Genomic DNA, 26,699 nt, shown 5'->3' with positions numbered 1-26,699 from the left:
AGGCTGGCTAAACCGGCTTATTCAACCGAAACTTTTTCCCGAACGTAGAGCGAGCGGACTTTTTCCAGCTGTTTCTGATACGCCGGGTCGCGGGCCACATCCCGGGTTTCGTGCGGATCGTTCCGGCAATCGTAGAGCGATTCAAAATCGTGTTCGGTATACCGGAAATATTTGTAGTCTTTGGAAATGATGCCTTCGACTTTGGGCAGGGCCGGACTCTTGAAAACCGTGTGTTCGTAAAAAAAGTGGGGGCGCTCCGGCAGCGACCCCGCTACCAGTTGCCGCAAATCCTTGCCCTGCATCTCCCGGGGCGCCGGAATGCCTGCGATGCCCAGCAGCGTGGGGGCCAGATCGATATTCAACACCAGCTGATCGGCCCGCAAGGGTCGTTTTTTCGCGGACGGGCGCAGGTCGTTGATGATCAGGGGCACGTGGGTTGAGGGTTCAAAACCGTACCATTTGCCCATCAGACCGTGTTCACCGAGCGAAAAACCGTGATCACTGGTGTAGACTACTACGGTATTTTCATCCAGCTTGAGTTCTTTCAGCCTGGCCACCACCCGCCCGACGGCTTCGTCCAGGCCGGTGATCAACCGGTAGTAGTTTTTCACATTTTCCTGAAACAGCTCGGGCGTCGAAAACAACCCGTACCACCGCTGCCGCCCAATGTTCTGATCGGTCCGGAAGAAATCCGGAAAGCTGTTCCAGTGGTCCTCCGAGGCCGTGACGGGCACCGGCATCGTGCGTTCCCGGTACAGGTTTTTGTACCGCTCCTGAACCAGATACGTGGCCGGTTTGCCGTTAACGCCATCAATTTCGTGGGCGGCATGAAAGGACAGCGCCAGGTAGAACGGCTCGTCGGACCGCTGTTTTTCGAGAAATTCAACGGCTTTGCGGGTGATGTTGTCCGTCTGGTGCAAACCGTCCGGCGTCATCCAGGGAATATTGGCGTCCCAGTGGTCAAACTGATCGGCGGGTGGATTTTTGCCTACACCCAGAAAACCGATCTGGGCGGTTTTATAACCGGCTTTCCGGAGCATCACCGGGTAGGTCTGCTGCCAGGTCGCTTCCGAAAAGCTGGTCGTAAAATCGTTGATTTTGTGCCGGGCCTGATGCTGCCCGCTCAGGATGCTGGCGCGGCTGACGGCGCAGATGGCGGTGGTCACGTAGGCATTGGTGAACCGGATGCCCGTCTTCGCCAGTTGATCGAGGTGGGGCGTCTGTACAAACGGATGACCGCTCACGCCCAGCGCGTCGGCACGGTGACTGTCGGTAATAATAAAAACAATGTTGGGCCGCTTCGTTTTGCCCGATCCAGACTGCCGGCTTTGCCCCCAACTAAACGGAGCCAGCGCGTTGAGTATCAGATATAGCACTCCAAAAACCGTTATTTTTATGCTAAACTGTCCTGATCGTTTCATTAAACCCATTTTTACTGGTCCGGATTCGGCTGCAACTTGTGAATTAAAATTGGCCCGCTTCCTGAAAAGGCACTTACGTCCTGAAAGTACTGAGTCCAATTGCTCCAATATCTCATTTTGACGCAAAATCATACGGAGTTCACGGTTCGGAGCGGTTTTCCGGCCAAAGATCCCCGGTACGGTTTTGTGAAAACAGAAAGTTTGGCCCATATTGCCGGACTATTTCCAATCGTTTGAAGAAGCCCTGATGCTTTACGGGGCCGTTCGAAAACGATGTCATTGGCTATGCTACAACTCAACGCAATCCATCATATTGCCATTATCTGTTCCGATTACGAACGATCCAAGCAGTTTTATACCGAAATTCTGGGCCTGCAAATCATTCAGGAAGTGTACCGCGCCGAGCGCGATTCGTACAAGCTGGACCTGGCGCTGAACGGGCAGTACGTCATCGAACTGTTTTCGTTTCCCAATCCGCCCGCCCGCCCATCCCGGCCCGAAGCCCTCGGTCTGCGGCATCTGGCGTTTGCGGTCGGGGATGTCGAAACCGCAAAAACCGCACTGGAAGCGGCTGGCGTAGACGTAGAACCCATCCGAATCGATGCGCAAACCGGGCGACGGTTTACGTTTTTCAGCGATCCGGATGGGCTTCCGTTGGAATTTTATGAAGAATAAATCAGCGTTTTATTTTTTGCTGGCACTCACGGCCTGACCGTCCCGAATTTCTTCGGAAGCAATCCGGACAATGGGTTCACCGGCGCGCAAACCGCCGAATACTTCAACCAGGCTGTCGAGGGTATTGCCTTTTTCGACCGACACCCACTCGGCTTTGTTGTCGTTGACGCGGATGACGAACGTTTTTTCGCTGGAACTAACCACGGCGGTTTTCGGGACAAACAGCGTGGGAGCCGTCCGCTCCACCGGTAGCCGCACCTCGGCATACATCCCGGATTTGAGCAGATGCGTCTTATTGTCTACGTCGAATTCGGCCATCATCGACCGGTTGGCTTCTACCAGACTCTGGGCACTCCGGGCCAGTTTGGCCTGAAATTCCTGCTCCGGCATGGCAGTCACGGTGAACGAAACCGCGCTTTTCTCAGGCAACTGATTGGCATACGTTTCCGGAACGGCCACCGTCAGGCGGAGCGTCCGGCTGTCTTCGAGTACGAAGAGCGGTTTGGCATCGCCCGCACCCACCAGTGCCCCGGCGCTCACGTTCCGTTCCGTAATGATCCCGTCGAACGGAGCCGTGATCGTCAGGTATTGACGCAGTTCCTTTTTGGTCTGGTAATTGGACCGGCTGGCCTGGATATTGCCCGTAGCCGTGGCAACGATGGCACTGTCGGCCAGCATCCGGGCTTCGGCCTGATCGAGTTCGTGCTGGGAAACCGCCCCTTCTACTTTACTGGTTTTCAGCAGGCGGTTGTACGTCAGCCGACTGGCCCGAAAACGGGCTTTTTGCTCGTTAATAGCTGCCTCCTGGGCCTGCAACTGGGCTTCGGCCTGACTGAGCTCCGACAACACTTCCGGCGCATCGAGGATCGCCAGCACCTGCCCTTTCCGGACCACCGAACCGCGGTCAACGCGCACATCGCGGATGAAACCTTTCACTTTGGCGTACAGGCTCACGTGGTTCCAGGGTTTCAATTCGCCCGGCAGAACAATCTGTCTGCTTGGACGCATGGTTTGTACTTCCGTGGTAGCGACCTGCTGGATTTCAGGCTCTTTAACGGTTTTCTTTTCTTCACTGGAAGCGGAGGAGCAGGCCGCCAGACCGGCTACGGCAACAACAGGCCAAACGAGGTTTAAAAGCGGTTTCATGCGACAGTACTCAAAGGTTGATTATAAAATTTGCTTTCCGGATCTTCCGGATCAAGGGATACCGATTGTAAGGTGGCTTTGGTCTGGAATTGCGTAAAGACGCAGGGTAGAATGAGCAGTGCGGCCGCCGTGGAGGCAATCAAACCACCAATAACCGCCTGACCGAGCGGGGCAATCTGATCACCACCTTCGCCCATACCCGACGCCATCGGCACCATACCCGCAATCATGGCGATACTGGTCATCAGAATCGGACGGATCCGGCTGTTGGCCGCCAGCACCACGGCTTTTCGCGTATCACGGGTTTCCAGCCGTAGATTCTCGGCGTTCGTTACCATCAGAATGGCGTTGGCCACCGACACCCCGACCGACATGATCAGGCCCATGTACGATTGCAGGTTCAGGGTAGCTCCGCAGGCCAGCAGCATCAGCAACGCCCCGGCCACCACCGCCGGAATAGCCGCCAGAATAACCAGCGACAGCCTGAACGACTGATAGTTAGCCGCCAGCAGCAGGAAGATAATCACAATGGCAACAAGCAGACCGGTTTGCAAACTGCTCAGCGTATCGGTCAGCAGGTTGGTTTGTCCACCCATCTCGACGATAACGCCCCGGGGCGGTTCGCCCGCATTTTTGATGGCCTGTTCCACGGCTTTCTGCGCCGAACCCAGGTCTTTGTTATGCAAATTGGCGGTGATGGTTACCAGGCGGTTTGGACCCGCGCGGTTGTACTGGCCGGGGGCCGTCCCCTCCGTAAAAGTCGCCACATCCGACAGCAGCGGGCGCATCTGACCACTCCGCAACGGAATGTTGCCGATATCGCTGGGGCTGCTCATTTTGTACTCCGGAATCTGTACCTGTACCTGATAGGCCAGCCCTTTCGACTCGTCGAGCCAGAGGTTTTTATCCGTAAACCGGCTGGATGAGGTAGCCGCTACCATCGACCGGGCCACCTGCGTGGACGTAACGCCCAGTTGCCCGGCACGTTCGCGGTCCAGCGTGACTTTCAGAATCGGATAATTCAGCGGCTGGGGAATCTGCACATCGCGCAGGAAATCGATTTTTGCCATTTCGGCCCGAATCTTGTTGGCAAACCGTCCGGCTTCGTTCAGGTCTTTGGCGGCCACCGTTACCTCAATCGGGGTCGAAGCGCCCTGGCTCATGATTTTTTCGGTCAGCTCAATCGGCTCGAACGAGATCCGGGCCGTGGGCAGGTCTTTGGCGATACGTTCCCGCAGTTTTTCCTTCAGATCGTCCATCTTCACCGGATGCTCTTCGCTGAGCGACACCTGCAAGACGGCTTCGTGCGGGCCGCTGTTGAACACAAAAATGTTGGATGTCCCGTAGCTGGACGGAACCGTACCGACGTAGGCCGACGAAATATCCACGTTTTCGGCCCCAACGGTTTCTTTCAGAATATCAAGCACCTTCAACGTCGCCATCTCGGTGCGTTCTACCCGGGTTCCGTCCGGAATCCGCAGCCGCATCTGGAACTGATGGCTGTTTCCGTGCGGCAGAATGTCCGTTCCGATCACCATGAAACAGACGACGATAACCGCCAGACTACCCACTAAGTAGCCGCCAACCACCAGCCCGCGACGGTTCAGGATTTTTTCGAGCCAGTTTGAATACCCCTGCTTGAACTTGTCAAAACCGGTTGGATTCTTGGCCGGATGGGCCGCTTCGTCCAGCATAGCATGCCGCTCGTCGGCATCGAGGGCCAGCGTCGGCGCTTCGTGTTCGGGATGGCTTTTCAGCAACCAGTTGGCCAATACCGGCACGAATGTTTGCGAAAGCAGGAACGAGGCAATCATGGCAAAACCCACCGAGAGCGACAAGGGCAAAAACATGGATCGCGGTACGCCACTCATGACGAACGCGGGGGCAAATACCGCCAGAATTGCCAGCAGAATCAGGAATTCCGGAAAAACGATTTCCTTACAGGCTTCCCAGATGGCAACGGCTTTGGGTTTCCCCATTTCCAGGTGCTGGTGAATGTTTTCAATCGTCACCGTGGCCTGGTCAACCAGAATCCCGATGGCCAGGGCGAGCCCCGACAGCGTCATGATGTTGATCGTTTGCCCGCAGAGGTTGAGCATAATCACCGCCGACAGAATCGAGATCGGGATGGTTACCACCACAATGATCACACTGCGCCAGTCTCGGAGAAAAAGCAGTACCATCAAACCGGTCAAAACCGCCCCCAGAATCCCTTCCGTTACCAGACTTTTCAAGGCGTTGGTTACGTAAACCGACTGGTCAAACTCATACGAAATCTTCACATCTTCCGGTACGGCGGCCCGCAGTTCGGGCAGAGCTTTGCGGATGTTGTTCACCACATCAAGCGTCGAAGCATCCGACTTTTTCACCACCGGAATATACACCGCCCGGCGCCCGTTGACCAGCGCGTAACTCACCGTCACATCGGCACCGTCTTCCACCGTGCCAATATCCCGCACAAAAACCGTCGGTCCGGCTCCTACGCGAATGGGAATGTTCAGGAAATCCTCCGGCCGTTTCACCAGCGAGTTCACCGGCGTCATCAGGGCTTTATCGCCAATCCGGATGTTACCGGCGGGCGAAGGCTGGTTGTTGGTTACAATCGACTTGATGACTTCTTCCGGCGTCAATTGATAACTCCGCACCCGTTGCGGATCGACTTTGATAATGACGGTCCGCTGGTTACCCCCGAACGGCGGAGGACTGGAAACGCCCGGAATCCGGGAGAACATCGGCCGCACCCGCGAGGAGGCAAAATCCTGAATTTCGTTCAACGACCGGCTTGGGCTTTCAAACACCAGCTGCCCCACCGGCACCGAACTGGCATCGAACCGCACCACCTGGGGTGGCACGGTTCCTTCGGGCATGTAGGCCTTGGCCCTGGAAACGTTGTTGGCGACCTCAGCAGCCGCCTGCGCCATGTCCGTACCGGGATAAAAAGAGAGTTTAATGAGCGACAACCCCTGAATGGTTTTTACGTCGATGTCGCGGATCCCGGAAACATACAGAAAGTGGTCCTGATAACGGGTCGCAATAAAACCATCCATCTGGTCGGGAGCCATCCCCCCATAGGGCTGCACTACATAGATCGTCGGCAAATCCAGATTCGGGAAAATATCCACCGGAATCGTAAACAGCGACATCACCGAAAAAAACAGGAGACCAAGCACCAACACCACCACCGAGATGGGTTTTCGCAAGGCAGAACGAATGATTTGATACATACTTTTACGGTTTTCGGTTTTCGGTTCCCGGTTGTCGGTTGGCTGAAGCGTTCTAAATGTGTGCGTCAGCTACCGAAAACGGCAAACCCAAAACCGTATACTTTATTTAATCTGATTCATGAATATCGACAGGTCGCCCTCGGCTGCGGCTTTCAGGAGCAGAAACCGCCAGACGTTGCTGGTGGCGACGTAACCGTCGATTTCGGCCCGGTTGAGCGTGACGAAACTTTGGAGCAGCGTGGGCAGATCGGCCAGCCCGTTCTGGTAGCGGGCCTGCGCCTGGTTGTAAGCCTGCCGGGCCGCCCGAAGTTGGACGGGTGCCTGCCGGGCCTGTTCCAGCCCCAGCAAAAGCTGGGTTTCCGCTTCCCGGTTTTGCCGGGTGATGCGCAATTGCTGGTCGTTGTAGAGTTGCCGGAACCGTTCGACCTGAAACTGCTCGGCGCGGTAATCGTGTTTGAGCCGCAGCGTATTGGTCAGGTTCCAGCGGGCAACAACGCCGAACAGGTAATTATAGGACTGGTAGCCCAGCCCCTGATTAAAATTCATGCTGAAGGTATCGTCGGCATTGGTAAATCCGGAACCCCGCGCCCAGCCTCCGCCGACCAGCGAAACGGACGGCAGCATGGACCGTTGCAAAGCGGTACTCCGCGCGGACGACAGATTAATCTGCGATTGAAACAGCCTTAAAACCGGGTTTTTGGGTGAAATCGAATCCGACTGGAAGGTAGTTTGGGGCAGCGTGGTATAAAACCGCATGCTATCAATCCGCATACCGGGCTGCACCTGGCCCATGAGCTCCGACAACCGCAGACGCTGGACCTGTTCGCGCTGCTCACTTTCCAGTAATTGTAACCGGGCGCGAACGGCTTCGGCGGTGGCCAGCGAACTATCAACACCCGCCCGCATGCCGGAACTAACGCCGGCATCAATCACCTTTTTGAACGTCTGCGCCCGTTGCAGGTTGGCCCGCTGCACGTCCACCAGTTTCTGGTTGACCAGCAGCGTCAGATAGGCGTCAATAATCCGAATCTGGTGCTGGAAAATCTCGTTTTCATAATCCGTTTGCGACCGGTTCAGGTCGGCTTCGGCCGCTTTTACGCTGGCCTTTACCCGTCCGAAATTGACGATTCGCCAGTCGATAATGGCGCTGGCGAAACTGCCGGTGGTGCCCCGGTAGATGTTTTCGGGCCGAATCCCGCCGGAAGTACCCATAGCCGCACCTTCGTTGGGAAAAAATGAACCGTTCAGGCCATTACTGGTTCCATAGGTGTACTGATCCTGAACAATGATGCTGGGCAAAAACTCCGTTCGGCCGGATTGGAGCCGTTTTTCGGCACTCTGAATCTCGGCCTGTTTGGATTTCAGAAATGGATACGCCTGCGTACCCTGTTCGATGGCCTGATTAAGGTTAATAGACTGACCGGCAGCCGGTTTTGCCAACAGACCGGCTCCCAGCAGGAGTAACCAAACGGTCCGGCTGCGTCGCCGACCGCCCACGGTTTGTTGTCTGATTTCCTGATCACGTGCTTGCTTCATTCCCTGTTTCCCAACCGGATTTTTGGTCTTTCGCAGTTGGGCAACCACAAAACACGCTCTCAATGTTGGAAACATTTGGGAAAACGGGCAGAATAGAGAATATTGTTACACAGAGTGGACCAGAGAAGAGCGGAGTTGATCAGAGAATGCCCTGATAACCTCTGATTAACCCTGTGTAATAACGGCCCCGCGACAACGTTCACCGCCGGGCCACCTGCGCCCGGATGCGGCTCAGGGAAGGGCCTTTAATCCCCAGGTAGGAGGAAATGTGGCCCAGCGAAACCCGGTTCAGAATGTCCGGGAAGCTGTTGAGTAAATCCAGATAGCGCTCCTCGGCGCTCTGCGTCAGCAAACTTTCCGAGCGCATCTGATTGAATAAAAAATACTGCTCGGCCAGCAACCGGCCAAAGCGTTCCCAGCCGTGCGACTGGGTATATAGGGAGTGTAGATGGTCTCGGTCAATCACCATCAACTCGGAATCTTCCAGCGCTTCAATCAGATAGGGACAGGCGGTCTGCGTCAACAGGCCCTTCAGCGAGGTCAGAAAGGCTTGTTCCGGAATGAAGTACAGATTGTGCTCCTGCTCGGTTTTCGGATCGATATAATAGACCCGAAAAAGCCCCTTCAGAATAAAACCGACCTGCCGACAGATGGCGTTCTGGAAATTGAAGTAATCGTGTTTCGGCATGGTCCGGACGTGCCAGAACCGGCCGCCCAACTGTAAATCTGCTGCGGAAAGCTGGGCGAACTGCTGCAACTGGTCGTATAAAACCGTGTGTTTGGTCGAATCCATTTTCAAAACCGCCTTTTCAGGCCACAAATTTGAGCGTGTGCGACGCTTTTTAACCTAGGTGAAAAATCGGTCCAAAACCGTCGGCTACCTTTGAACCATCAAAAATAAATGACAAACAACTCTAAATCAGACTGCCATGAAAATTACGCGTAAAGCCTCCGCACACTGGACCGGAACCGGCAAAGAGGGAAAAGGAACCCTGACCACCGCCAGCACGGTTTTGAACCAGACTCAATATTCATTTAACACCCGCTTTGCCGACGGTATTGGCACCAATCCCGAAGAACTGGTGGCGGCTGCCCACGCGGGCTGTTTTGCCATGCAACTGGCGTTCAACATTCAGCAGGCCGGTTTTGCCGCCGATGCGCTGGATGTGAGTTGCGCCGTGACGCTGGAAGATGGCGGCATCAGCAGCTCGAAGCTCACACTGACGGCCAGCGTGCCGGGACTTGATCAGGCGAAGTTTGCTGAACTGGTTGACCATGCCGAACACAATTGTCCCATTTCGAAACTGTTTAACACCACCATCAGCGTGGACGCAACGCTGGCGTAACGATTGATAACCGCGATGCAAATGGCGACGGACTACTCAACCCCGTCGCCGTTTGCATTTCAGGAATGGTTAAGTACCAGGAAAATACCAGTGGTGCCAGCACCAGCGTTAAGAATTTAGAGTACAAAACTTCCCAAATTTCTCCAATATTGTCCGGTACTTTTGGCGTTTATTAGACGAACTGTGGTATCATGAAAGTACTGGTGGTAGAAGACGAAAAAGGGCTGGCCGAAAGCATCACCGATTACATGAGCAAAGAAGGGTATCTTTGCGAAACGGCGAGTACGTTCCGGGAAGCCGACGAGCGGATTTATCTGTACGACTACGATTGCGTGATCGTGGACCTGACGCTGCCCGATGGCGACGGTTTTCAGATTATCCAGACGTTGAAAAAACTGCTGGCCACCACCGGCGTGATCATCATTTCGGCCCGTAATGCGCTGGAAGACAAAATCCGGGGACTGGAAATCGGCTCGGACGATTACCTGACCAAACCGTTTCACCTGTCGGAACTGAACGCCCGGGTGAAGTCGCTGATTCGACGGCGGAATTTTGGTGGTCATACCGAGATCCGGTTTAAGGAAATCCGGGTCAATCCGTCTTCCCGGAAGGTATACGTCAACGATCAATTGACGGTTTTGTCACGGAAAGAATACGATTTACTGCTGTATTTTCTGTCGAACATCGACGTGGTGCTGACCAAAGTATCCATTGCCGAGCATTTGTGGGGCGACAACATCGATTCGGCCGATTCGCTCGATATGGTGTATTCGCACATTAAAAACCTGCGCCGGAAACTGGTGGAAAAAGGCGGTTCTGACTACGTTAGCTCGGTATACGGAATCGGCTACAAATTTGGAGACTCTTGAAACTGCTTGCCAAAACCAACCGCATTTACCTGGCTTTCTCGCTGGTGATCTACCTCTTCGCCGGGCTGGCCTTCTACAAAGTTGTCCGGTTTCTGATTTATAAAGAAGTAGAAAGCCGGCTGCAGGTAGAACGGCTTGATTTTGAGAAGTATATCGAGACCCACAAAAGCTGGTCGGATACGACCTATTTTGTCGAAAATAAAATTGAGGTGGATCCGGTTGGCTCTAATTCGCAGCTATTGGAAACGTTCACCGATACGCTGATCCGAAACCGGTACGATAACGAACTGATGCCGTTTCGGCAATTGACGTTTTATACCCCTATTCAGAACGTGATGCACCGGGTTGCCATCCGGAAGTCGCTGATTCAGTCGTACCGGCTCATTGAAGTCATTACGGTAACGATGGCGGCCTGTCTGGGGTTGCTGCTGCTCGGCACGTTCTGGTTTCAGGGCAAACTATCGGGACGGCTCTGGCATCCGTTCTACGAAACCCTGTCGCGCATCAAACGCTTCAATCTGGCGAGCGCAACCCCTCTCCAACTGGAAAAACCGGAGATTACCGAATTTCGGGAATTGAACGAGGTGCTGCGCAAGATGGGCGACAAAATGCAGCAGGACTACCGCAGCCTGAAAGAGTTTACCGAAAACGCGTCGCACGAGATCCAAACCCCGCTGGCGCTGATCAACGCCAAAGTGGAACAGCTGATCCAGTCGGAGAAGCTGACCGAAACACAAACCCGCTGGATTGAAGACATTTACCAGGCCTCCCGGCGCATGGCCCGGCTCAATCAGGGGTTGTTGTTGCTGGCTAAAATTGAAAACCACCAGTTCACCGGCGACCAAACCATTGATCTGACCGCCTTGCTGGCTGAAAGACTGGCCGATATGGAAGAGGTGTTAATCCATAAAAAAATTGCCGTTCACATTCGAAACGAAACACCGTTCGAAGTGCCCTTGCCCGCTGCGCTGGCCGATAGTCTGGTAACGAATCTGGTCAATAATGCCATTAAACACAATCATGCGGAGGGGCAGGTCGAATTGCTATCCGACGGCGATCAGTTGTGGCTCATCAATACCGGGCAGTCGCTGACAACACAACCGGAACGCCTGTTCGAACGGTTTAAGAAAGAGGGCGCCGGCCCGGATTCGGTCGGTTTAGGCTTGGCGATCATCAAGGAAATCTGCGATAATTACGGTTTACAGGTACGCTATGAGGAGCAGAACGGCTGGCACCGGTTTTGCCTGTCACGGAAATCAGTCGAAGAATAACCACCGTAGTACGCCTGAAATCGCGCTTTCTGCCTACCAATCGAGTCTTCCAGGTAAAAGAGGGCGTCAACGGGTTGTACCATACCAATCAAAATAGTGATCCTACGGGTACCATCAGATACCGCACATGACTTGTACCCTTCCGGGGGCTCCTATCCGATCGCCAAAAACCGCCGGTATCGCTCTTCGGCATCGGCCAACGCCTGTTCTTCCCCTTTACTCAGCGACCGGAAAAAATGGAAACTGAGGGAGAGCGTATTCTTCACGAGCTTGCGGTTCCAGGTACCAACCACCCGCCCATCGATCACGATCACCGGACTGAAAATACCGTTACCGGCTTTGGCAACCTGCGCCGGATCGAGTCCGGCAAGCGGGGCACTGCGGTCTTTATAAGCCACCAGATACTCATCGTAAACCGGCAGCAGAAAAACCGTATTTTTCTCCTTTGCCAGATCGGGTGTCGCGGCTGGCATCCAGTACGTTTGTCCATCCACCGCCACCGATACCAGGTCATCCTTAACCAGTTCAATCCCGGTTTTAATCTCGGTCAGCGTCAGGCTCGACCACCAGCTGAAGTCGGCCAGGGTGGCCGGCCCGTGGCTGGTAAAATACCGACGGGTCAGGTTAGCCAGCGCTTCCTCGCGCAACAGGCTGCCGGTTTTGGGAACCCATTCTTCGAGCAGGGCAAAGGTAAACTCATTCCCGCTCCGGCACCCGTGGCAAATCAGCCGGTCGTAAGAAGCGCGGCCGAGCAGAATACCCAGCCGGTTTTCGTCCGTCGGAATTCCGGCTTCGTCCAGCAGTCTTTTCAAGATACTGCGTTTCAGCCGCTTACCGCCTTCCAGCGCTTTTGTCATCACCCGGTAGCTATGCGCCACAACGGTTTCGTCCAGTCCCTGCCGACGCAGGTGATTGGCATACGTTGCGTGCGAACGGGGATGAATCAGTTCCAGCAACCAGTGAATATCAGCCGCAGCCACAAAATGCAGGGTGCCGCGCATGGGCCAGGTGCGGACAATGGCCCGGTCGGCCAGCGCCTGTTCCATGTCTGCATCCGTGCTGCCGGGCAGGCGCTGGCCAAGCGCCCACTTACTGGCGGGGTGCTCCTGCGCCTGCACCGCGCCAAACCAGGCTACCACCTCGGCGGGCGTTGAGAAACGGGTTTGCGTTAGTTGCTGGTTATATAGCCGGAAGCGGGTGATGTCCGAAAGGGTCATGTTTTTTAGAGACAAAAGAGAAAAGACAAGAGACAAGAGATAAAGGAGGGAGAAAACGGCGGGTTTCTGTCGGAAGTCTTTCTTCTCTTGTCTATTTCATTTCATCAGAAAATAAAAACTGTAATCCGTCATGGGCGCGTCGGTCAGGCCGAGATTCCGGCCAATGGTGACGACCTGCCCCCGGTGATAGGTACTGTGATTCAGGCAATGGTGCGTGAATTCGATCCGCGACCGGATGCCTTCGGCCCAGGGTGAGGTAAAGATAACGTCTTCCTGCCATTCCGGCTCGGTCAACGACTGGAGGTAGTCGGCCAAGTCGGCGGAATGTTCCACAATTCCCTCAAAAACCTCTTCCACCGTACCATCGAAGCCAAACAACCGGAACGAGGGCGGGGCCGGAACCTGTTGCAAGACCGACAGCCAGAACCGCTCCGTATCCCAGATGTGCACCAGCGTCTCTTTCAAACTCGGAAAACTCGACGGCACGGTTTTCTCCATCAATGCAACCGGCTTGGTTTTCAACCAATCGACCAGTTGCTGATTGGCCCAGAGGTTGTAAATTGCGCAGTCGGCGACAAAAGAGGCCAGGGTCAGTTCGGTTTTTTCGATGCGGGCTGGTACCATAATGTTGTTGGTTTTTGTGTACGATAAAGATACGACGGCCTTGTGACAGCCCTATGTCAGCAGCCAACCGGTCTTGTCTGATCATTTGAAAAAATAGCCCGGTTATTTTTCACCCGGTTTTTTCACCACCGCTCCCATGCAAGCACAACTCACTCAGAAACAGGAAGTAGCCCAGCCCGCAGCCGGGCTGGACCTTGATGCCTATTTACAACGCATCGGTTACACTGGCGACCGGCAACCGACGCTCGCAACCCTGCAACTCCTGCAGCGTCTGCATGCGGAAACCATCGCTTTTGAAAGCTTCAATCCGCTGCTTCGCATCCCGGTTTTGCTCGACATCGACTCGTTGCAGCAAAAAATGGTCTACGGGGGCCGGGGTGGCTATTGTTTCGAACACAACCTGCTGCTGAGTCATGTCCTGAAAACGTTGGGATACCGGGTCCGCGGGTTGGCCGCCCGGGTGCTGTGGAACGTTCCGGAAGGGACGGTCAAGGCGATCAGTCACAAGCTTTTGCAGGTCGAAGCCGAAGGCGAGTCGTTTCTGGTCGATGTCGGTTTTGGGGGGCTAACGCCCACGGGGCCGTTGCAACTGGTGCTGAATGCGGTACAAACGACTCCACACGAAGACTTCCGGCTGATCGAATCCGGGGGCGAATGGGTATTACAGGCCCACGTCCAGCACGCGTGGCGGCCGCTGTATCGCTTCACCCTGCGCGAACACCTGCAACCTGATTATGAAATGTTTAGCTGGTATCTGTGCACCCACCCGGCTTCCTTTTTCCTGACGAGTCTTTCGGTCGCCCGGCCGTTTCCCGGTGGGCGGTTTGGGCTCCGCAATACCGTGCTGACGACCCACTGGCTGGGCCGCGAATCCGAACAGTGCGAACTCACGAGTGTGGCCGACATCCGGCGTGTCCTCCGGGAAAACTTCCGGTTGACGTTACCCGACCATCCCGACCTGGATGCTACCCTCCAAGGGCTGATCGACGCAGCGGCTGAATCCCGGTAAGTCCCGGTTTGGGCGGGCGGTTTTCCGGAACAATCCGGTTGGCGAACGGTTAGGTATTTAACGACAATTCTGCTTATGAAACTATTAGTGGTAGAAGATGAACCCAAGACCCTGCACGCGATCCGGCAGGGCCTGGAAGAGACGCAGTACGAAGTGGACATTGCGTACGACGGCCTGATTGCCAAACGCTTAGCCCTAAAGAATACCTATGCCGCCATCATTACCGACGTAATCATTCCCGGCCTGAACGGTTTTGAACTGATTCGGCAACTGCGGGCGCAGGGCGTGACGACGCCGATTTTGCTGCTGACGGCTCTGGGCGAAACCAGCGATAAAGTAACCGGATTCGATGCCGGAACGGATCAGTACCTGACCAAACCGTTCCAGTTTGCCGAACTGCTGGCGCGGGTGCGGTCGCTGACCAAACGCGGTTCGCAGGTGGCCATGACGGCCCAGCTACTCCGGTTTGCGGGGATTGAAATGAATCTGGATGCCAAAACCGTCAGCCGCGACGGCCAGCCCATCGACCTGACCGCCCGCGAGTTTGCGCTGCTCGAATACCTGATGCGCAACCAGGGCCGGGTGTTGTCGAAGGTAGACATTGCCGAGCGGGTCTGGGATCTGAAGTTCGATGCCGGAACGAATGTGGTGGAAGTTTACATCAATTATTTGCGCAAGAAAATCGACAAGGATTTCCCGAAAAAGCTCATTCATACGCAGTTTGGCATGGGGTACGTTCTGAAAGAAGAATGATGCGGGGCGGTTTTCTAAGTAAATTCTAAGGAGTTCCTTAGCCCGGTTTAAGGACTTTGTGGCAGCTTTGCAGCCGAGCGTGTTTGAATACAATATGGCTAACGTGCGGTACAGTCACTCCTTCCAAACCGGTCCGGGTCACCGGAGGCAATCCCCAAAGGGTTTGCGGTTGTCCGACTCCGATCCCCGGGAACCCCGGCGCCCCGACTGGCTCCTGATTCTGATGGTTAGTTTGTTTGTCCTGACGCTGCTGATTGCCTGGTTTGTTGATATTCCTGCCTTACTGCGGCCGTAACATGCCGAATGTTACCGGACTGCTTTCTCCAACGGTATGACCATTCGTACCCGACTGACCCTTCGCTTTACCGGCCTGGTTTCCGCCATTCTGGCGCTGGCGTTTGCCTGCCTGTATGCCTTTTGCTGGTATTTTATTTCGTCGGACTTTTACCGGCGGCTCCACCGCAAGGCCGACACCGTCGGGGAGCTGCTGATCCGGCAACACATGGCCCCGCAACTGCTGGGCCAACTCACCCGCCTGCGGAAAGACCAGCTTCCTGCGCAGAAAATTGCGGTGTATGATGGTCACAACACCCCGGTTTTTATTACCACCCAGCGCGTTCCGCTCGCCGTTTCCACGCAGGAGCTGGATGTGATCCGGAAAAAGCAAAGCCGTAAATTCCGGCAGGGCACGGCTTACGTCACCGGCGTTCGGTACGACACCGCTTCCGAACAGTATGTCGTGCTGGCCAGTGCCGAAAACCTCTACGGCGATCAGTTTCTGCGCCAGATGCTCGGCGTTCTGATCGGGCTGTTCGGTGCCATTGTGGGCGTCGTAGCGTTCTCGGGCTGGCTGTATGCGGGGGAAGCGCTCCGGCCCATGCAGCGCATCGAACAGTACCTGAACCATATTTTTCCGAATACCCGGTCGGAACGTCTGCCGGTCAGTACGGAAAACGACGAAATCAGCCGCCTTTCCACCACCCTTAACCGGCTGCTCGACCGGATCGACGAATCATTCCGGTTGCAGCGGATGTTTGTCGCCAATGTTTCGCACGAACTCAAAAACCCATTGACGCAGATCAGTTCGCAACTGGAAGTGGCCCTGCTCAACCCCCGCGAGTCGGCGGTGTACGAAGAAACGATCCGGTCGGTGCTCGATGATGTTACGGAACTGTCGATTCTGACGCGGGAGTTATTGCAGCTTTCGCAGGTCAATCAGGCGTCGCCGGTCGATCTGCTGACGGACTCGGTGCGGCTGGATGAGGTCATCTGGGACATTCGGGAGGAGGTCAGCAGGCTGGGGCCAGGTTATGACGTGAGCGTTCATTTTGAAGAATTGCCCGACGATTTCAACCAGCTAACCGTGCCGGGCAATACCGCCCTGCTGCGAACCGCCCTGAAAAACCTGACCGAGAATGCCTGCAAATTTTCCAACGACGGCAAGGCGCTGATTCAGGTTCATTTCAACGACAACTCGGTTTTGGTGAGCGTTCAAAACAACGGCAAACCCATTCCGGCTGCTGATCTGCCGTACGTCTTCGAACCCTTCTACCGAGGCCGGCAAACCGCCGAAACCCGGGGCTATGGCGTTGGGCTGTCGCTGGTCGAGCAAATCATCCGGTTGCATCAGGGAAAAATTTCCGTTACTTCGGGGGAGGGCCAGCCAACGGTGTTCCGGCTTGAATTCATCCGGGCTGCCGGACAGCCGGTTTCCTGACCAGCCGGTTTTCCGCAACCCGCAAAGTGGTCATTTTCAAACAAAACCGCCTATCGTTTCGCTAATTCGACGATGTCCCTCACTTCCAGAACCGGTTTCTCGTACCCCTTCGTGACGGCTTTGATCATGGCCTGTCCCATTTCCCGGAGGGAGCAAAAAAGGGCGGGGAACAGCGCGCGACCCATCGGATACAGCCAGCCGATGTAGTGGTAGTATCGATTCGTGTTTTTCATGCCTTCGGACGGTTTCAGAAAGCCCGGCCGAAAGTTATAGACCTGTCTGAACGGTAGTTTCGTCAGATCATTCTCGGTTTTGCCCTTCACCCGCGCCCACATCAAGCGTCCTTTTTCGGTGCTGTCGGTCCCCCCGCCCGAAACGTAGCAGAATGTCATGTCCGGATTCAACTGGCTCAGGGTGGTCGCTACGTGCATCGTCAGGGTGTACGTTACTCTGTAGTAATCCTTTTCGTTCATCCCCACCGACGATACGCCCAGACAGAAGAAACAGGCGTTGTAACCCACCAGGCGGTTTTGAATCGGCGTAAAATTATAGAAATCGGCGTGAACGATTTCGGTCAGTTTGGGGTGCGAAAAACCGGACGGTTTCCGGTTGATGATCAGCACAGCTTCCACCTCCGGGTGTTGCAGACATTCCAGCAGGACACCTTCACCAACCATGCCGGTTACGCCGGTAATAATTGCTCGTACGCCATTGCTTTTCATGGGGCTTCGGGGTTTGCGACCATCGTCCAGGTCAGTTCAAAAACATCATTGAGCCATTGCCGACGCGCATCGGGGGGTAACGGATGCGCCATCAGGTACTGGTATGTGCCGTACATCTGGCTGGTCGAAAGCGTTGCGATCAACGCAATCGGTAACGGTTTGAACCGATGGGCGTTTCCGGCTTCCTCTAACACCTGCGTCTGGATGGCGGTTTGCTGCCGGCTTTCTTCGGGCACCAGCCCCAGATGCGGGGAAAAATGAAATTGCTGGATGAAATAAAACGCGTCGCTATGTTCCAGCCCCCATTCCACCGACCCCACAAACAGATTCTGAAACTTCTCCTTCGGCGTTTTCCCTCCGCTGATTCGGTCCGCCAGGTATTGGTTCAGCTCCGCCCGGATGGAATGGTAAAGCGCCACCACCAGTTCGTCCTTGGTCTTGAAATAATGAAAGAGCGTTCCGTTGGACACCCCGGCTTCATGGGCGATCCGGCTCGTGGGCGTACCATGAAAACCGTAGTTCACAAAAAGCGTTAGGGCTGTTGCTAATATTTTTTCGGGTTTTTCCATCTCAGAATTGACTGATCACTCTTCAAAAAAGCTCCGGCAGAGCGCCCTAAAATTTTAGAACGCTCCGTCGGAGCTTGTATTTTGTCACCGGTTTTTGGCGGATCAGGTTGTTTCTTCAGCCCGTAACCCGACGGTGTTTACTTTTTCTGCTGCGACAGGAAGGTAATCAGCGACGCAAATTCTTCATACGATAACGCATTCGCCAGTCCGGACGGCATCATCGAAGTTTCCAGTTCCTTCCGGGTAAGAATGTCGCTGGCCTTGAGCGTATATACCTGCCCGGCAATGTCCCGCAGCACCACGCGGCTCGAACTTTCTTCCGTCACGAAGCCCATATAGGTTTTGTTGCCTTTGGCGGTAATCTGGACCGTTGCAAATCCCTGCGAAATCGACGCGTTCGGTTTCAGGATCGATTCGGCAATCTGCTCCCGGTTCATGATCGACCCGATTTGGCCCATGAACGGCCCTTTCATCGGCTCGCTTTTCGACAGGCTGTGGCAGGCAATACAGCCCTGTTGCGTAAAGAGTTGTTTGCCCAGCGCCGGGTCACCCGGTATTTTGGCCATGGCCAGCATCACATCTTCAATCGACGCCTTCCCGACCTGCCCTTTCTGGTTTCTGATTTTTTCCAGATCGACCCTGGTTTCTTCCTTGGCCGCCACCACTTCTTCTCCCCCGAATTCCGTAATTTCCAGGCGTAACCGGCTGTTCAGATCGGCAAAAAAGGGCTTTCCGCCTTCCCCGGCTTTATTCCATTCCTGCTTCAAAACCTCTTTGATAGCGGGCGACGACTCCCAGGTAATTCCCTTGTAATACGGGCCGTGCGTGTCGGGCCGGGTACTCCACCACCACGAACCATCGTAGTCGGCTTCTTTTTTGTACAGCCGCGCCAGCGTAGTCAGGATCTCTTTTTTCAGGGTCGCATCCTGGCTTTTGGTGTAGGCTGCAATCAAGCCACTGACGGCTTTCGGATCGTGCATGTACCGCAACGCCCAGAGCGCAATCGTCGAATTTTCGGTACCAATCGCCTTGACGCAGGCATCGACTGCATTCAGGGCCACCAGCGAACGCACCGCAATATGCCCCGGAACAAGCGCCGAATTGGGCGTCGCGTGGGGGCCTTCCGTCCCTTTGGCCGGGGGCGTAAACGAAGCCGGAACGTTGATCTTTAACAGCGCCGTTGCGGCTTCCGGCCGACCCAAACGGCCCAAACCGATGGTAGCGGCCAGTCGAACCCGTTCCGACGGATCGGTCAAAGCCTGTAAAAACGGCTCAATCGGTACCGTTTTGAGGTACGGTTTCCGGTCGGCCAGCACCCGCAGCGCATATTCCCGAAAGTCGGGTTCGGCGGTCAGCTTCACCAGATTAGCGATGCCTTCTTCGCCCGCCAGTTGCGCGTATGTATACATTCCGGCAATCCGGGCCGGTTTTGATAAGCTCTTGTCTTCGGCAATTTTCCAGGCGGTGCTGGCCGAATTTTTACCGGGCCGGGTCAGCAATTCCTGCTGCGCGGCCAGACGGGCCACGGCGCTAGCGGATTTCAGCAACTCGCCCAGTTGCTTCACCGACGCTTTTTTTACGTCCGTAAACGCTTTGTAAGACCAGCCTTTGGGCACCGCCCGCACCACGTAGCCCTTCGAGGGGTTCCCCGAATACCCCGCACCGTCCCAGGCGGCCAGATACATCCGGCCCGACGCATCGACATCGACATCCGTAATCTGGGGAAGTTTGATGAATTCTTCCTCTTTCTGCGTATAACTCGCCCCGTCCGGTGTTACGCGGTGGATGTACAACTGGCTGCGGCCCCAATCGGCCATCATCGGTACGTTATTGTATTTCGCCGGCCAGGTCGGCTCGTCCAGGAATAGCGAACCCGTTCCCGAACCGCCCCCCACATCGACCAGCGCCGGAATGATTTCGTCCGTAAAATGCTTGAACAGCACCGGATAACCGTATTCACCCGACTGAATCTGGTGGCTGAACCGAATGTTCCAGCCCCCGCCATCGTTGGTGTTATCCCGCGTGAAGACGTTCATATACGGGTCAATGGCTACGTCGTAAATGTTCCGCAGTCCGTGCGTGAACACCTCCGTTTCGGTGCCATCCGGCCGCACCCGAACAATTCCCCCGCCGAGTTGCGTCAATTTTTTCCCGGAGCGATCCACCGCGTCGTGGAAACCGAAGTCCCCCACGGCGATATAAATCCAGCCGTCGATGCCCATCCGAATGCCGTTGGTGGCGTGGTCGGTGCCCCGGCTTTGCAGAAATTTCGGCGAACTGATGTTTTGAATCAGCGGTTTGGGATCTCCATCGGCCACGCCATCGTGGTTCTTATCCTCGAAAACCACCAGATCCATGCCACTGGCTTTGCCGGTTTCTTTCGAGAACGTCGTGTGCAGCACAAAAAGCTGGTCGCCGTTGGCAATAATTCCGCGCGGGTTATCGACCATGCAGAACTTCGTGTTCTGGTCTACCTTACCGTCATTATCGCTGTCTACCAGTTTGATGACGTACCCCTTCCCCGGGGTTTTACCCAGCGAGCCGATCATATCGACGCCCACGAACACCTCGCCGGTTGGCGCCACCGCCAGACAGGCCGGACTGGGCGTCAGTTCGGGGCCGGCAAAAGGAGTAATGACAATATCATCCGGTCCGCTGGGCTGGCTCTTTGGTTTAGGCTGCAACCTGGCAGCCTGATCATCAGAATTTTCAAGTGAATTCCCGGAAATGCCTAACTTCCCGACAGCCGTAATCAGGATCAGAAAAGCATACACCAGACTCAAGGAGACTTTTAACATACTATCACTTTTTAGAGGTTTTACAGCACGCGGAGAATTAACTACGAAATAAGCGGACAACGGGCAGATTTAAAATAAAATTTAGGCTTATCTACAACGCCAGTCGGTTGCATAAATTTCCGGGAATGATCGGTATGGCTGCATTTATTTTTTGTATCCTTGTATTTAAGAAGGATTTTCGAAATCCAATAGCCGCTGTTCCTGCCTCGCTATGGTCCATTTTCGTCAAAAAACAGGATAAAATCGATTATTATTCCGTTGTCCGGAAGCGCCTTCAGGCAGATGGTGGCGCGCCCATACCACCCGCACCATGCCGTTAAACCACGAACTGATTGAGCGGGCCATTATCCCAACGACTCTAACGCTATGCGGTTTCCTTCGTACCTGGTGAAAGGGCCGGTTTTCCGGATGCGGAGTCAGTGGCTCTGGCTATTCCTCATCATCGGCCCACCGGTTTTTGGGCAGGTTCGGCTGCCCCGGCTGATCAGCGACGGCTTGGTGTTGCAACGGGACACGCCCATTCCGGTATGGGGCTGGGCCAGCGCGGGCGAAACTGTCGAGGTGACGCTCAACAGCCGGACCGCCCGGACGACAACCGGACCCGACGGTAAATGGAAACTTAAACTGCCCGCCCTGCAAGCCGGTGGCCCTTACCAACTGACGATTACAGGCAGTAACCGGATCACAATGAACGACGTATGGATCGGCGATGTCTGGATTTGTTCGGGCCAATCGAACATGGTGCTGCCGATGGAGCGGGTTAAGGAACGCTATCCCAACGAAATTGCCCAGGCCCGGAATCCGGCCATCCGCCACTTTTTCCTGCCGACCCGGTATGATTTCCAACAGCCGCAGGACGATGTACCGCCGGGACGCTGGGAATCGGCTACCCCCCAGAATGTGCTGCGGTTTACGGCGGTGGGGTACTTTTTTGCCAGAGAACTTTTCGAGAAATACCGCATACCCATCGGCCTGATCAACGCCAGCGTGGGCGGCTCTCCGGCCGAAGCCTGGCTGAGCGCCGAAGCCCTGAAAGCCTTTCCGGAGCACCTGGCCACGGCTGAACCCTTAAAAGACAGTCTGTACGTCACCCGAATTCAGAAACGTGAACAAAAGGCCCTTCGCGACTGGCATTTACAGTTGCGCCGACAGGACAAGGGCTGGCAAGGATCACCAAACTGGGCCGATCCAACCTACGACGCATCCCACTGGCCGACGATGGAACTACCCGGTTTTTGGGAAGATGCGGGCGTCCCCCAGGGCAATGGCGTAGTCTGGTTTCGGAAAGAAATCGAGCTACCGGCCAGCCTGGCCAACCAGCCTGCCAAGTTATTTCTGGGTCGGATTGTCGACAGCGATTCGGTGTTTATCAACGGTCATTTTGCCGGAACGATCGGTTACCAGTATCCACCCCGGCGCTACGAATTGCCTCCGAATCTGTTAAAACCCGGAAAAAATACGCTGGTGGTCCGGGTGATCAACACCGCCGGGAAAGGCGGTTTTATCCCGGACAAACCGTATCAGCTCATCGCCGGGGGGCAAACCATCGACCTCCGGGGACATTGGCAGTATCAGGTCGGGGCACGGTCGGGACCGATGCCCGCTACGACCTTCTTCCAGTATAAACCGGGTGGCCTGTTCAACGGCATGATAGCCCCTCTGATCCAAACCGCCATCAAGGGCGTCATCTGGTACCAGGGGGAAGCCAACACCGGCAACGCGTCGGAATACCAACGATCGTTCCCGGCCCTGATTGCCGACTGGCGACGGCACTGGAACCATACAGGAGCGGTTTCGGGCGATTTCCCCTTTCTGTTCGTGCAGTTGGCCAACTACCTCCCGGCCACCGACCAGCCTGCAGAAAGTCAGTGGGCCGAACTACGGAATGCGCAACTGAAAACCCTGTCGGTGCCGAATACGGCAATGGCCGTCGCCATTGATGCCGGGGAGTGGAACGACATTCACCCGCTGGACAAGGAAACCGTAGGCAAACGGCTCGCGCTGGCGGCCCGGCATCGGGCCTACGGCGACAAAAAAGGGGTGTATTCCGGCCCGGTTTATCAATCCATGCACCGGAAAGGGAACCGGATCGTGCTTTCGTTTTCCCAGGTTGGCAGTGGGCTGGTGGCGAAGAATGGCGGTGAACTGAAGCATTTTGCCATTGCCGGAGCCGACCGACGGTTTGTCTGGGCCCACACCCGCATCCAGGGGAACCAGGTCGTGGTCTGGAGTGAGCAGGTCCCGAATCCGGTGGTAGTCCGCTACGCCTGGGCCGACAATCCGGAAACCGCCAATCTCGCTAACCAGGAAGGTTTACCGGCTTCACCGTTCAGTACCGATCCGTAACCATGACCCGGTTTTCGTCCCGCTTGTTGCCTGCATCCCAAGACATGACCATGAAAACAACCGCCTACCTCCTTCTTCTGGCCCTGCCAGTCCTGAACGCCGTGGCGCCGGACCCGGATTCGACCCGAAAAGCATTTCTTGCCAATCGCTATTTCAATTAATCAATAATCCATCTCTTATGTCAGTTTTCACCAAAACCATCGTTGCTGGCAGTTGCCTGTTGCTGTCGGGGCTCACACCCGGTTTTTGCCAGACAGCCAAACCCAAACCGCTGGTCACGCACATTTATACGGCAGACCCGTCGGCGCACGTTTTCAACGGAAAAATTTACATTTATCCATCGCACGACATTGAAGCCAACATCCCGCAGGATGATGCCGGGAGCCATTTTGCCATGCGGGATTACCACGTGCTGTCGATGGACGCCATCGACGGGAAGGTTACCGACCACGGGGTAGCGCTCGACATCAAGGATATTCCCTGGGCGGGACGGCAACTCTGGGCACCGGATGCGGCCTACAAAAACGGCACGTATTACCTCTATTTTCCGGTCAAGGATAAACAGGACGTGTTCCGCATCGGCGTCGCTACCAGCAAATCACCCGCCGGACCGTTCAAGGCCGAACCCCAGCCAATGTCGGGCGCGTACAGCATCGATCCGGCGGTTTTTACCGATACCGACGGCAAATCCTACCTGTATTTAGGTGGCATCTGGGGAGGGCAGTTACAGCGGTGGCATACGGGTCAGTACGAAGCGAACGGGTCCAAAACGGATTTGGGCAAAGACAAGGAGCCCGCCCTGAGCGCCAAAGTCGCCCGGCTGAGCAACAACATGCTCCAACTCGACGAACCCCTGCGGGACGTGGTGATCGTGGACAAAACCGGCAAACCGCTGCTCGGGGGTGACCATGACCGCCGGTTTTTCGAAGGCGCCTGGCTCCACAAATACAACGGCACCTATTACTTTTCGTACTCGACCGGCGACACCCATTTTCTGGCCTACGCTACCAGCAAATCGCCCTACGGCCCGTTTACCTACCAGGGTAACCTCATGAATCCGGTTACAGGCTGGACGACGCACCACTCCATTGTTGAGTTCAAGGGCAAGTGGTACCTCTTCTACCACGACGTTGAATTGTCGGGAAAAACGCACCTGCGCAATATCAAAGTCCGGGAATTGAAACGAAACCCCGACGGCACGCTTGAAACCATTACGCCCTAAGCCGGATTGCCCGAAATGCAATCTCAGCCCCGGTAACAAATTAACGAACCGCCGAATTGACGCTCTTTATCAGCCCCCCGGTTAAAACCGGGGCAACAGGACCCCAGTAGGAACCGAACCGTTTTAACGGTTCCTGGATCAGCCGGTTTCTGTTCGCTTTATCCCACCGCTAAAGCCGTGGGCTGATCAAGGGACTGTTCGGCGGTTTATTCGTTTCCATCCATCACTGGAGGTCGGGAAATGTAGCCGTATTTACCCCGGTCAAAAACCGCCCCCCGCGTCGGCGGCAGTTGGCGGGTCGTTTCCCCCGCTGCTGTTGTTCAATCCACCAAACAGCTTGCCACCCCGGTTTTCCCGAAAATCCATCCTTCAAAAGTCGGCGACTGGCGGCTGGTGATTTCAACCCGGGCGTGCAGGGGCAAAACCGCCAGCAGCCAGCCGGTCAGCAGCAGAAGCCATTGATTCGGACGAAGCACCACACGCATGGAAAGCTAGCGGTCAGAATGACGCGGGTAAACGAGCTATTCGCTCATCGGTTCCTGTACCAGAACGTCGTCCTTGCTCCGATCATCCCCATTTTTTCGCCCGTGATATCTTCGACTTTGCGCCAAATCGAAAAACCGGCTTTATCGGGCGGACTGTGCTCCACTGCCTTTTAGCAAACGGTTTCCTATCACCCTGAAAATAAACGAAATTGAACACGTTCTTTCCTCCACTATTCCAATCCTCTTCTGTTCATGAAACCCCTCAAGATTGATGATTTTGGCCCGGACGTGGCCCTTCTGCAACAACGCCTGAAGGCGCTGGGCTTCAACCCCGGCAAGGTCGATCAGGATTTTGGCACCGGCACCGAAGCGGCAGTGATTGCCTTTCAGAAAAGTGAAGGACTGCTCGCTAACGGCATTGTGGACATCAAAACGCTGCTGGCACTCGGTTTCGAGCCCGAGCCCGAAACCGTGGCCGCCCATTCGATCATCCAGAACGTGACCGTGGGCCTCGTCTCCCGGATGTTTCCGGCAACACCCCTCGACAACATCAAGAAGAATTTACCCGCCGTTCTCGGTGCGCTGGAAAAACAGCAGCTCGGCGACCGAAACATGATTCTGATGGCATTGTCAACGATTCGGGCCGAAACCGCCGGTTTTGTGCCCATCGACGAGGGGAAATCGCGCTTCAATACCTCACCGGGCGGCAAACCGTTCGATCTGTACGACCACCGGAAGGACCTTGGCAACCAGGGGCCGCCCGACGGCAGCCAGTTCAAGGGCCGGGGATTTATTCAGTTGACGGGCCGGAGTAACTACAAAACCATCGGCGATAAGCTCAAAATCGACCTGATTACCAACCCGACCAAGGCCAATGACCCGCAGATTGCGGCTGATATTCTCGCCCTTTTTCTGAAAACCAAAGAACGACAAATCCGCGAAGCCCTGATCGACGACGATCTGCGACAGGCCCGGCGGCTCGTCAACGGCGGGAGCCACGGACTGGCCGAATTTACGGATGCGTTCCGGACGGGCGAACGGCTTTTATCGGCCTAAAAACCGGCTGCTGGTGCTGGCTTAAATCAAAATGATACAATCACGCGGACGATGCGATGATCTCCCTGGCACGCTGCGGTTTTCGTGAATCGGTAGCCGTTCTAAGCTAATTCTAAGCTTTTATTAAGCTCATTCTTAGCTTCCTGCTGCAACTTGCTGTTCATGAGTCGGAACAGCTGCGCCGTTTGGGGCCAATCGCCCGCAGGCACCGGCTGGTAACAATCGATTCCGTGAATGTTGAGTCTGTTCGAGTAAGATGGTAGCTGGGAACCCTGCCAGGGCGTTGGACCACTGGCAGGGTTTTGTTTAAACGTTTCCAAATAGGCAGTCAACAGGGTACGAAACCACAAACCTGCGGTACGTCTTTCAATCGTCCTCCTGCAAACGTTCGGTCAGGAGCCGGGTCAATTCCTGCGCATCCAGCAAACCGGGATGGCGCCAGATTTCAGCCCCCTGCTTCAATAAGACGAACGAAGGCAGTTGCTGGACTTCAAAACTTCGAACAACTTCGGGATGAACGGCCTGATCGACACGGGTAATCCGAATAAAAGCACCCAGTTCGGTCCGAACCCGGTCCAGTACCTGATTGACGGCGAGTAGTTGCGTCAACGAAGGGGGCACGAACACCAGCAGGACCGCAGTTTTGGCGGGAACGATAAGAGGCCGAAAAACAGTCGTTTCCATAAAGTCATC

23 protein-coding genes are annotated in these 26,699 nt (G+C 55.3%); 11 read left to right on the top strand and 12 right to left on the bottom strand.

Annotated elements, in window-relative coordinates:
- Nucleotides 1-17 precede the first annotated feature (17 nt).
- Entirely contained in the window at nucleotides 18-1,376 is a 1,359-nt protein-coding gene (locus ACFPMF_RS22430) for a sulfatase family protein (RefSeq protein ID WP_379849278.1), read from the bottom strand.
- Between the two features lie 330 nt (nucleotides 1,377-1,706).
- Here ACFPMF_RS22430 and gloA2 point away from each other — a divergent pair, with 330 nt between their 5' ends.
- Nucleotides 1,707-2,096, top strand: coding sequence for an SMU1112c/YaeR family gloxylase I-like metalloprotein (gene gloA2, locus ACFPMF_RS22425; RefSeq protein WP_379849276.1), 390 nt, complete (start codon nucleotides 1,707-1,709; stop codon nucleotides 2,094-2,096).
- Nucleotides 2,097-2,105: 9 nt separating this feature from the next.
- On the opposite strand, the gene ACFPMF_RS22420 is transcribed toward gloA2, so the two are convergent.
- The 4 genes from ACFPMF_RS22420 to ACFPMF_RS22405 form a co-directional block, all read right to left on the bottom strand.
- Nucleotides 2,106-3,242 (bottom strand): efflux RND transporter periplasmic adaptor subunit, encoded by a 1,137-nt coding sequence (locus ACFPMF_RS22420; RefSeq protein WP_379849274.1) that lies wholly within the window; start codon nucleotides 3,240-3,242, stop codon nucleotides 2,106-2,108.
- A complete protein-coding gene (locus ACFPMF_RS22415; RefSeq protein ID WP_379849272.1) occupies nucleotides 3,239-6,466 on the bottom strand; it encodes an efflux RND transporter permease subunit in 3,228 nt (1,075 codons plus the stop codon). The genes ACFPMF_RS22420 and ACFPMF_RS22415 overlap by 4 nt, the downstream gene beginning before the upstream one ends.
- Before the next feature lie 102 nt (nucleotides 6,467-6,568).
- Nucleotides 6,569-8,002 carry a TolC family protein gene (locus ACFPMF_RS22410; RefSeq protein ID WP_379849270.1) on the bottom strand — a complete coding sequence of 478 codons (1,434 nt, stop codon included), beginning with the start codon at nucleotides 8,000-8,002 and terminating at the stop codon, nucleotides 6,569-6,571.
- A gap of 199 nt (nucleotides 8,003-8,201) precedes the next feature.
- Nucleotides 8,202-8,795 (bottom strand): Crp/Fnr family transcriptional regulator, encoded by a 594-nt coding sequence (locus tag ACFPMF_RS22405; protein WP_379849268.1) that lies wholly within the window; start codon nucleotides 8,793-8,795, stop codon nucleotides 8,202-8,204.
- Nucleotides 8,796-8,931: 136 nt separating this feature from the next.
- On the opposite strand from ACFPMF_RS22405, the gene ACFPMF_RS22400 reads away from it, so the two are divergent.
- From ACFPMF_RS22400 to ACFPMF_RS22390, 3 genes are all read left to right on the top strand, one after another.
- Nucleotides 8,932-9,348, top strand: a complete 417-nt coding sequence (locus ACFPMF_RS22400) for an OsmC family protein (protein WP_379849266.1) — start codon at nucleotides 8,932-8,934, stop codon at nucleotides 9,346-9,348.
- A 191-nt stretch (nucleotides 9,349-9,539) separates the two neighbouring features.
- The gene (locus ACFPMF_RS22395; protein ID WP_379849264.1) at nucleotides 9,540-10,217 is read left to right on the top strand and encodes a response regulator transcription factor; all 678 of its coding nucleotides are present in this window, start codon (nucleotides 9,540-9,542) and stop codon (nucleotides 10,215-10,217) included.
- A complete protein-coding gene (locus tag ACFPMF_RS22390) occupies nucleotides 10,214-11,488 on the top strand; it encodes a sensor histidine kinase (RefSeq protein ID WP_379849262.1) in 1,275 nt (424 codons plus the stop codon). The genes ACFPMF_RS22395 and ACFPMF_RS22390 overlap by 4 nt, the downstream gene beginning before the upstream one ends.
- Nucleotides 11,489-11,640: 152 nt before the next feature.
- On the opposite strand, the gene ACFPMF_RS22385 is transcribed toward ACFPMF_RS22390, so the two are convergent.
- The gene (locus ACFPMF_RS22385; protein WP_379849260.1) at nucleotides 11,641-12,705 is read right to left on the bottom strand and encodes a winged helix DNA-binding domain-containing protein; all 1,065 of its coding nucleotides are present in this window, start codon (nucleotides 12,703-12,705) and stop codon (nucleotides 11,641-11,643) included.
- A gap of 96 nt (nucleotides 12,706-12,801) precedes the next feature.
- Complete coding sequence (locus ACFPMF_RS22380; RefSeq protein ID WP_379849258.1) at nucleotides 12,802-13,329, bottom strand: DinB family protein; 528 nt, start codon at nucleotides 13,327-13,329, stop codon at nucleotides 12,802-12,804.
- Nucleotides 13,330-13,465: 136 nt separating this feature from the next.
- On the opposite strand from ACFPMF_RS22380, the gene ACFPMF_RS22375 reads away from it, so the two are divergent.
- The 4 genes from ACFPMF_RS22375 to ACFPMF_RS22360 all read left to right on the top strand — a co-directional run bounded on the left by ACFPMF_RS22375 (nucleotide 13,466) and on the right by ACFPMF_RS22360 (nucleotide 16,808).
- The gene (locus ACFPMF_RS22375) at nucleotides 13,466-14,338 is read left to right on the top strand and encodes an arylamine N-acetyltransferase family protein (protein ID WP_379849256.1); all 873 of its coding nucleotides are present in this window, start codon (nucleotides 13,466-13,468) and stop codon (nucleotides 14,336-14,338) included.
- Between the two features lie 75 nt (nucleotides 14,339-14,413).
- Nucleotides 14,414-15,091: a response regulator gene (locus ACFPMF_RS22370; protein ID WP_379849254.1), complete on the top strand. Its 678-nt coding sequence runs from the start codon at nucleotides 14,414-14,416 to the stop codon at nucleotides 15,089-15,091.
- A gap of 58 nt (nucleotides 15,092-15,149) precedes the next feature.
- Nucleotides 15,150-15,386 carry a hypothetical protein gene (locus ACFPMF_RS22365; RefSeq protein WP_379849252.1) on the top strand — a complete coding sequence of 79 codons (237 nt, stop codon included), beginning with the start codon at nucleotides 15,150-15,152 and terminating at the stop codon, nucleotides 15,384-15,386.
- A gap of 36 nt (nucleotides 15,387-15,422) precedes the next feature.
- On the top strand, nucleotides 15,423-16,808 hold the full coding sequence (locus tag ACFPMF_RS22360; RefSeq protein ID WP_379849250.1) for a sensor histidine kinase: 1,386 nt from the start codon (nucleotides 15,423-15,425) through the stop codon (nucleotides 16,806-16,808).
- Between the two features lie 50 nt (nucleotides 16,809-16,858).
- Here ACFPMF_RS22360 and ACFPMF_RS22355 read toward each other — a convergent pair whose 3' ends face one another.
- The 3 genes from ACFPMF_RS22355 to ACFPMF_RS22345 form a co-directional block, all read right to left on the bottom strand.
- Nucleotides 16,859-17,530 carry an NAD-dependent epimerase/dehydratase family protein gene (locus ACFPMF_RS22355; RefSeq protein ID WP_379849248.1) on the bottom strand — a complete coding sequence of 224 codons (672 nt, stop codon included), beginning with the start codon at nucleotides 17,528-17,530 and terminating at the stop codon, nucleotides 16,859-16,861.
- The gene (locus ACFPMF_RS22350) at nucleotides 17,527-18,099 is read right to left on the bottom strand and encodes a TetR/AcrR family transcriptional regulator (RefSeq protein WP_379849246.1); all 573 of its coding nucleotides are present in this window, start codon (nucleotides 18,097-18,099) and stop codon (nucleotides 17,527-17,529) included. Before ACFPMF_RS22350 ends, ACFPMF_RS22355 begins: the two co-directional genes overlap by 4 nt.
- A gap of 137 nt (nucleotides 18,100-18,236) precedes the next feature.
- A complete protein-coding gene (locus ACFPMF_RS22345; RefSeq protein WP_379849244.1) occupies nucleotides 18,237-20,897 on the bottom strand; it encodes a DUF7133 domain-containing protein in 2,661 nt (886 codons plus the stop codon).
- A 366-nt stretch (nucleotides 20,898-21,263) separates the two neighbouring features.
- On the opposite strand from ACFPMF_RS22345, the gene ACFPMF_RS22340 reads away from it, so the two are divergent.
- Nucleotides 21,264-23,243: a sialate O-acetylesterase gene (locus ACFPMF_RS22340; protein WP_379849242.1), complete on the top strand. Its 1,980-nt coding sequence runs from the start codon at nucleotides 21,264-21,266 to the stop codon at nucleotides 23,241-23,243.
- Between the two features lie 178 nt (nucleotides 23,244-23,421).
- The gene (locus tag ACFPMF_RS22335) at nucleotides 23,422-24,465 is read left to right on the top strand and encodes a glycoside hydrolase family 43 protein (protein ID WP_379849240.1); all 1,044 of its coding nucleotides are present in this window, start codon (nucleotides 23,422-23,424) and stop codon (nucleotides 24,463-24,465) included.
- Nucleotides 24,466-24,785: 320 nt separating this feature from the next.
- Here ACFPMF_RS22335 and ACFPMF_RS22330 read toward each other — a convergent pair whose 3' ends face one another.
- On the bottom strand, nucleotides 24,786-24,950 hold the full coding sequence (locus ACFPMF_RS22330; RefSeq protein ID WP_379849238.1) for a hypothetical protein: 165 nt from the start codon (nucleotides 24,948-24,950) through the stop codon (nucleotides 24,786-24,788).
- A gap of 252 nt (nucleotides 24,951-25,202) precedes the next feature.
- Here ACFPMF_RS22330 and ACFPMF_RS22325 point away from each other — a divergent pair, with 252 nt between their 5' ends.
- Nucleotides 25,203-26,006: a peptidoglycan-binding protein gene (locus ACFPMF_RS22325; RefSeq protein ID WP_379849236.1), complete on the top strand. Its 804-nt coding sequence runs from the start codon at nucleotides 25,203-25,205 to the stop codon at nucleotides 26,004-26,006.
- 366 nt (nucleotides 26,007-26,372) lie between these two features.
- Here the strand turns inward: ACFPMF_RS22325 and ACFPMF_RS22320 are convergent, their stop codons facing one another.
- Complete coding sequence (locus ACFPMF_RS22320; RefSeq protein WP_379849234.1) at nucleotides 26,373-26,690, bottom strand: thioredoxin family protein; 318 nt, start codon at nucleotides 26,688-26,690, stop codon at nucleotides 26,373-26,375.
- Nucleotides 26,691-26,699 lie beyond the last annotated feature (9 nt).

Source organism: Larkinella bovis, assembly GCF_042655385.1.
In the GTDB taxonomy this organism is placed as follows: Bacteria; Bacteroidota; Bacteroidia; order Cytophagales; family Spirosomataceae; genus Larkinella; species Larkinella bovis.
This window is presented reverse-complemented; position numbering and strand designations above follow the sequence as displayed.

What these genes read in the sequence shown, in the direction of transcription:
- ACFPMF_RS22350 (WP_379849246.1), bottom strand. Translation starts at nt 18,099, where the DNA reads ATGGAAAAACCCGAAAAAATATTAGCAACAGCCCTAACGCTTTTTGTG.
- ACFPMF_RS22370 (WP_379849254.1), top strand. Translation starts at nt 14,414, where the DNA reads ATGAAACTATTAGTGGTAGAAGATGAACCCAAGACCCTGCACGCGATC.
- ACFPMF_RS22405 (WP_379849268.1), bottom strand. Translation starts at nt 8,795, where the DNA reads ATGGATTCGACCAAACACACGGTTTTATACGACCAGTTGCAGCAGTTC.
- ACFPMF_RS22335 (WP_379849240.1), top strand. Translation starts at nt 23,422, where the DNA reads ATGTCAGTTTTCACCAAAACCATCGTTGCTGGCAGTTGCCTGTTGCTG.
- ACFPMF_RS22325 (WP_379849236.1), top strand. Translation starts at nt 25,203, where the DNA reads ATGAAACCCCTCAAGATTGATGATTTTGGCCCGGACGTGGCCCTTCTG.
- ACFPMF_RS22410 (WP_379849270.1), bottom strand. Translation starts at nt 8,002, where the DNA reads ATGAAGCAAGCACGTGATCAGGAAATCAGACAACAAACCGTGGGCGGT.
- ACFPMF_RS22380 (WP_379849258.1), bottom strand. Translation starts at nt 13,329, where the DNA reads ATGGTACCAGCCCGCATCGAAAAAACCGAACTGACCCTGGCCTCTTTT.
- ACFPMF_RS22330 (WP_379849238.1), bottom strand. Translation starts at nt 24,950, where the DNA reads ATGCGTGTGGTGCTTCGTCCGAATCAATGGCTTCTGCTGCTGACCGGC.
- ACFPMF_RS22355 (WP_379849248.1), bottom strand. Translation starts at nt 17,530, where the DNA reads ATGAAAAGCAATGGCGTACGAGCAATTATTACCGGCGTAACCGGCATG.
- ACFPMF_RS22340 (WP_379849242.1), top strand. Translation starts at nt 21,264, where the DNA reads ATGCGGTTTCCTTCGTACCTGGTGAAAGGGCCGGTTTTCCGGATGCGG.
- ACFPMF_RS22420 (WP_379849274.1), bottom strand. Translation starts at nt 3,242, where the DNA reads ATGAAACCGCTTTTAAACCTCGTTTGGCCTGTTGTTGCCGTAGCCGGT.
- ACFPMF_RS22395 (WP_379849264.1), top strand. Translation starts at nt 9,540, where the DNA reads ATGAAAGTACTGGTGGTAGAAGACGAAAAAGGGCTGGCCGAAAGCATC.
- ACFPMF_RS22415 (WP_379849272.1), bottom strand. Translation starts at nt 6,466, where the DNA reads ATGTATCAAATCATTCGTTCTGCCTTGCGAAAACCCATCTCGGTGGTG.
- ACFPMF_RS22345 (WP_379849244.1), bottom strand. Translation starts at nt 20,897, where the DNA reads ATGTTAAAAGTCTCCTTGAGTCTGGTGTATGCTTTTCTGATCCTGATT.
- ACFPMF_RS22320 (WP_379849234.1), bottom strand. Translation starts at nt 26,690, where the DNA reads ATGGAAACGACTGTTTTTCGGCCTCTTATCGTTCCCGCCAAAACTGCG.
- ACFPMF_RS22360 (WP_379849250.1), top strand. Translation starts at nt 15,423, where the DNA reads ATGACCATTCGTACCCGACTGACCCTTCGCTTTACCGGCCTGGTTTCC.
- gloA2 (WP_379849276.1), top strand. Translation starts at nt 1,707, where the DNA reads ATGCTACAACTCAACGCAATCCATCATATTGCCATTATCTGTTCCGAT.
- ACFPMF_RS22385 (WP_379849260.1), bottom strand. Translation starts at nt 12,705, where the DNA reads ATGACCCTTTCGGACATCACCCGCTTCCGGCTATATAACCAGCAACTA.
- ACFPMF_RS22375 (WP_379849256.1), top strand. Translation starts at nt 13,466, where the DNA reads ATGCAAGCACAACTCACTCAGAAACAGGAAGTAGCCCAGCCCGCAGCC.
- ACFPMF_RS22400 (WP_379849266.1), top strand. Translation starts at nt 8,932, where the DNA reads ATGAAAATTACGCGTAAAGCCTCCGCACACTGGACCGGAACCGGCAAA.